Origin of the sequence: Planktothrix sp., from assembly GCF_046067725.1 — a bacterium.
Taxonomy (GTDB): Bacteria; Cyanobacteriota; Cyanobacteriia; order Cyanobacteriales; family Microcoleaceae; genus Planktothrix.
Map to the genome: position 1 here is coordinate 1 of NZ_JBJUDF010000264.1, position 2873 is coordinate 2873.

2 protein-coding genes and 1 pseudogene are annotated in these 2873 nt (G+C 42.0%); 1 reads left to right on the forward strand and 2 read right to left on the reverse strand.

The annotated features are described in order from the left end of the window. Together ACKPEB_RS16255 and cax are read right to left on the reverse strand one after the other, a co-directional pair. Positions 1 to 414 (reverse strand): IS607 family transposase (locus tag ACKPEB_RS16255; protein ID WP_408966005.1); only part of this gene is annotated, 414 nt, incomplete at its 3' end. 40 nt (positions 415 to 454) lie between these two features. Further along, positions 455 to 1576 carry a calcium/proton exchanger gene (gene cax / locus ACKPEB_RS16260; protein ID WP_408966006.1) on the reverse strand — a complete coding sequence of 374 codons (1122 nt, stop codon included), beginning with the start codon at positions 1574 to 1576 and terminating at the stop codon, positions 455 to 457. A gap of 625 nt (positions 1577 to 2201) precedes the next feature. On the opposite strand from cax, the pseudogene ACKPEB_RS16265 reads away from it, so the two are divergent. Further along, positions 2202 to 2873, forward strand: a pseudogene (locus tag ACKPEB_RS16265) (glycoside hydrolase); the annotation flags it as partial.

Below are 2873 nucleotides of genomic sequence, written 5' to 3' on the forward strand. Positions count from 1 at the left end.
TTGTTCTGCCATAAACTCGAATATTTCAAATCCGAATCGACATAATCTGTCTCGACAGGCAACAATAATCGTGAGCTTATCGCCTCGCATAAGTCTGACCAGTAACCCTTGCAATCCTTTCCTTTTGAAGTTAAGTCCTGAGCCGATATCTCGGATAATTTCTGCATCTGGATAGATTGATTGCATATAAGCAACTTGTCTATCGAGGTCGTCTCGTTGTTTTGTTGAACTGACCCGGCAATAGCAAACAGTGGTAGCTCCAACTGTATCCCGTATATAGGATTCGACATCATAGAGTCTTTGCCCTGCCGGGTTTTTGATACTTTTGATCTTCCCTTCATCGGCGTATTTTCTCAACGTATTTGGATGCAGACCCAGAAATTCGACCGCTTTTCTGAGTGGTATGTATGCCATGTTTCAAACTATAGCATACGTTAGTGTCTGTTAACAAAACTTACACTGTTGAATAACCTTCAATAATCGGATGGAAATAAAAGGCAATTCCGATCACCGTATAAGCCGCCAACAGTAAAGCTCCCTCTAGCCAATCTGAACGACCATCAGAACTTACCGAGTTAGCAATTAACACAGAAACCGCAACAGCCATTAATTCAAAGGGATTAAAATCTAAATCCATCGGCTTGCCTAAGATCCATCCTGCCAAAACTAACACAGGAGCCACAAATAAAGCAATTTGTAAACTCGATCCCAAGGCAACGGAGACGGATAAATCCATTTTATTTTTCATGGCAACAGTAACGGCGGTGGCGTGTTCGGCGGCGTTGCCAATAATGGGAACTAAAATCACTCCGGTAAAGAGTGCTGTTAACCCTAAACGGGAGGTTGCTTCTTCCAAGGTATCAACTAATAATTCTGATTCAAAGGCAACGGTAATCGTCGCTAGAAGTAAAATCCCAATCCACAGGGTAAGATTTACTTTCTCCGCCTCATGTCCGACTTCTTCAGGGGTAATAGTTCCATCTTCATCGACTTCAGCCACCCCGACGTCATAAAGATAGGAGTGAGTTTTCATTGAAAACAACAGGGTGAGAATATACACCGTAATCAAAACCACAGCGACCGCCACCGAAAGGGTTTGCATGGTGGCTTCCTTGATGCCGATGGAGGTTACATCAACGGCTGTTGGCACTAAAATAGAAATCACGGCTAAATTCATCGCCGAGGCATTTAAACGGGCAACAACCGGCTGGAATTTTTGTTCTTTGAAGCGTAAACCCCCTAAGAACATTGATAACCCCATGACTAAGAGTAGGTTTCCCATAATTGACCCGACTAAACTGGATTTCACCACATCAACTAATCCCGCATTTAAAGCCACAATTCCAATAATTAATTCTGTTGCATTTCCAAAGGTGGCATTTAACAATCCGCCTAAATTGGGGCCAAGGACAACGGCGATTTCTTCTGTAGCGGTTCCCATCCAACCCGCTAAGGGAATAATGGCTAAGGCGGAAGTGATGAAGACAAAGGTTGATCCCCACTCTAAAAAGTGAGCGGCGATGGAAATCGGGACAAAGATTAACAAGGTTGATAGTAGGGTTTTGGTATTGAACATGGAGTTGACTGCGAATGGAAGAATACAAAACTGATGATTGAGGGATTGAGAATCAAATCAACGGTTGATCTCCTGATGTTAGAACAAGTCAGGATTTGCAAACATTAAGATGATTCCCAACCCAGAGCGATTTTTTATCCGTTGAATCAATCTTATTTCAGGGATGATCTGTTCTCTGCTGTTATCGTACTATTGATTTCTACGATTAAAAAGGATTTCTTAAGGTGAGTTTAAACTGAGGCTTAATGAATAATAAAAAATCTAACAACACCTATCTCTACTGCAAAGTGATATAAACAAATATTAATTTTTTTAACTTTCCTTGCCAGAGCTTTCAATTTTAACTATTATACAATCACATCAGTCAACAATTTGATCCTAAAATTTCACAACTGTCTCTTCAAATTGTACGGAATTAAACCCGATGAAAAGACGTTTATTCTTCCTAAAAATGGCTACAAAAGCTTAATCTTGTTTTTGATTTGATAGCATGGCTATGTTTTTCTGAACGTTTAACGTTAATTTTGGGCTGGAGCATCAAAACCTATGATTTTTGAATCGGCTCAAACTTAAAGCTTTTCTTGCGATTTCTGGAATTGTTTTTATTTTATAGGATTACACTTGCATGGTTTCTACACCGAATTCTCCGACGTTTGGAATTGCTGATACAAACCTAAATCTGGCGGGGTCAAAATCAACTCAACCTCTTGAATTTGATCCCCAACCCACCGCTACCGGAGTTTATGTCACCATTCACGGACATTTTTATCAACCGCCCCGTGAAAATCCCTATCTTAATGTTATTGAACGTCAATCCAGTGCAGCACCTTATCATAACTGGAATGAACGAATTCACCATGAATGCTATCGTCCCAATGCCTTTGCCAGAATTCTCAACAATCAGGGCTACTTATCTGGTCTGGCCAACAACTTCGAGTATTTGAGCTTCAATATTGGTCCTACCTTGATGTCTTGGCTGGCAACCCACCATCAGGAAGTGTATCAGCAAATCCTGGAAGCTGACCGCAAAAGTTGTAAACGCCTCAACGGGCACGGTAATGCGATCGCCCAGGCTTACAATCATATAATATTACCCCTGGCAAACGAGCGGGACAAATATACCCAAATTCGCTGGGGTAAGGAAGAATTTCGCTTTCGCTTCGGGCGAGAACCAGAGGGGATGTGGCTGGCGGAAACGGCGATCGATCTTGCCACCGTCAGAGCCTTAATTGATGAGGGGATTCGTTTTACCATCCTCGCCCCTTCCCAAGCCGAACGCTGTCGTTTCCTACCCACC